The sequence below is a fragment of the Mesorhizobium sp. M1A.F.Ca.ET.072.01.1.1 genome (genome assembly GCF_004023325.1).
Classification (GTDB): Bacteria; Pseudomonadota; Alphaproteobacteria; order Rhizobiales; family Rhizobiaceae; genus Mesorhizobium.
This window is the reverse complement of record NZ_RZSF01000637.1, coordinates 1-1397: the sequence shown is the minus strand read 5'-3', so window position 1 is coordinate 1397 and position 1397 is coordinate 1. Positions and strand designations below refer to the sequence as shown.

Genomic DNA, 1397 nt, shown 5'->3' with positions numbered 1-1397 from the left:
CCTCAGTTCGGCTCCTTGGGAGTGCTGATTGCGCAGAGAGCAGCTGATTTCCGAGTTTTGGAAACCCGTGATGATCGTTCCGCCCTTCAGCACGCGCGGGCGATGTTCTCGACGGGGAGCGTCTGGAGGTGGGGTTTCCATAGACTTATAATGTGAACGGCGTTCCGGCGCTCCGTGGAGCCGAAAATTATGGCTCAAGCAGGGCGGGACCACAGAGCGCCCAACCTGCTCACAGTTACCTCGTCAGGCTCGGTGTCGGCGGCGGTCCTTTTCCTATTTGAAGGCAAATTTGTAGACCGCTCCGTTGGCCTCGTCGGTGACGCGAACCCATTGGGTCTCGTCTCGCCGGTCCTGTACCTGGCGGCCGGTCACCCATTCAGCGGCTGCTTTCGGTGAGGTCGTTTTCGCGTAGGCAACAGAGACCACGTCCATCCCCGACATCGTTTCAACGGTATAGTTGTTCATTTGAAAAGCTCTTCAAATAAGCGCCGTCAGTACATTGAAAGAGCCCGCCCGGTGTGAGGGGACGGGCTCTTTGCCGGGGCCTCCGCTGGGGGCGTCAGCCCACTCCAATTCTCCCGAATGGGGGCCGAAACGCCAGCCCGACGCGTCGCTTTACAGCGCCGCCTAGCTACGGAACTGCGATAAGGGGCACTAGGTTCCGGGGAGTTAGTTCCGCCCCTTATTGAGGTCTTTCGGGCCGGTGTCTGGCGAATAGGTCAAGGTAATACGCTTGCCGCCGCAGACCGCGCTTTTCATCTTCGGCTCAAGTCCCACTCCATAGCCGGAGCATCTGGGCCGAAGCGATCGCGGAGCGCCGACAGATCGAGCTTCTGATGTCGATGGCAGTCGAGGCAGCCGCCCGTGACGGACATGCCCGCGTCGATCAGTTCTTGGAGGGTCCAGCCGACACTCATGGCGGCGATGTAGGCAGAGAAGATCCAGATCGCCAGAACGGCTGGAGCCCACTCGTGAGGGAGGGTCGAGTGGGCTCCGTTGCTTGCCTATCGGACGGCTCGGAAATAACTGGGACACCAACCCGCGCCGTCGAATCATAACCGCTTACCCGTCGCGATGTTCCCTATTCAGACAGAGAAGTCGGAAAGACGGAGCGGCCTAGCTCAGGACAGGAGGACCCGGCCTGTCGCTGGGTGGGCGGGGGACGTGGAGACCAGGCCGGGCCTCTTACCCCGTTCCGAGCCGGGGCAGATGCACATTATGCGTCGTCTTTGCAGCGACTGACATTAACATTTTCTAAGGCTTAGCTAGCTGTGGAGCCTCAACAGGTTGTCCTCGGTTAGAGCGAGGCGACTGATAGGTGTTTTGGACTTTAGGCTCCCGTGGGGACGGTGCCAATTGTATCTGTGCAGCCAGACCGGCAACTCTGCGGCGCGGTG

1 protein-coding gene and 2 pseudogenes are annotated in these 1397 nt (G+C 60.1%); all 3 read right to left on the bottom strand.

Translation table 11 applies throughout. The features are described 5' to 3' along the window. Positions 1–141: pseudogene (locus EOA32_RS40490) on the bottom strand (PilZ domain-containing protein); the annotation flags it as partial. A gap of 132 nt (positions 142–273) precedes the next feature. Beyond that, positions 274–465 carry a hypothetical protein gene (locus EOA32_RS37185; protein ID WP_128374309.1) on the bottom strand — a complete coding sequence of 64 codons (192 nt, stop codon included), beginning with the start codon at positions 463–465 and terminating at the stop codon, positions 274–276. Between the two features lie 800 nt (positions 466–1265). Then, positions 1266–1397, bottom strand: a pseudogene (locus EOA32_RS37175) (IS481 family transposase); the annotation flags it as partial.

Excerpts from the sequence above, each read along its gene's own strand:
- EOA32_RS37185 (WP_128374309.1), bottom strand. The coding sequence starts at position 465 with ATGAACAACTATACCGTTGAAACGATGTCGGGGATGGACGTGGTCTCT.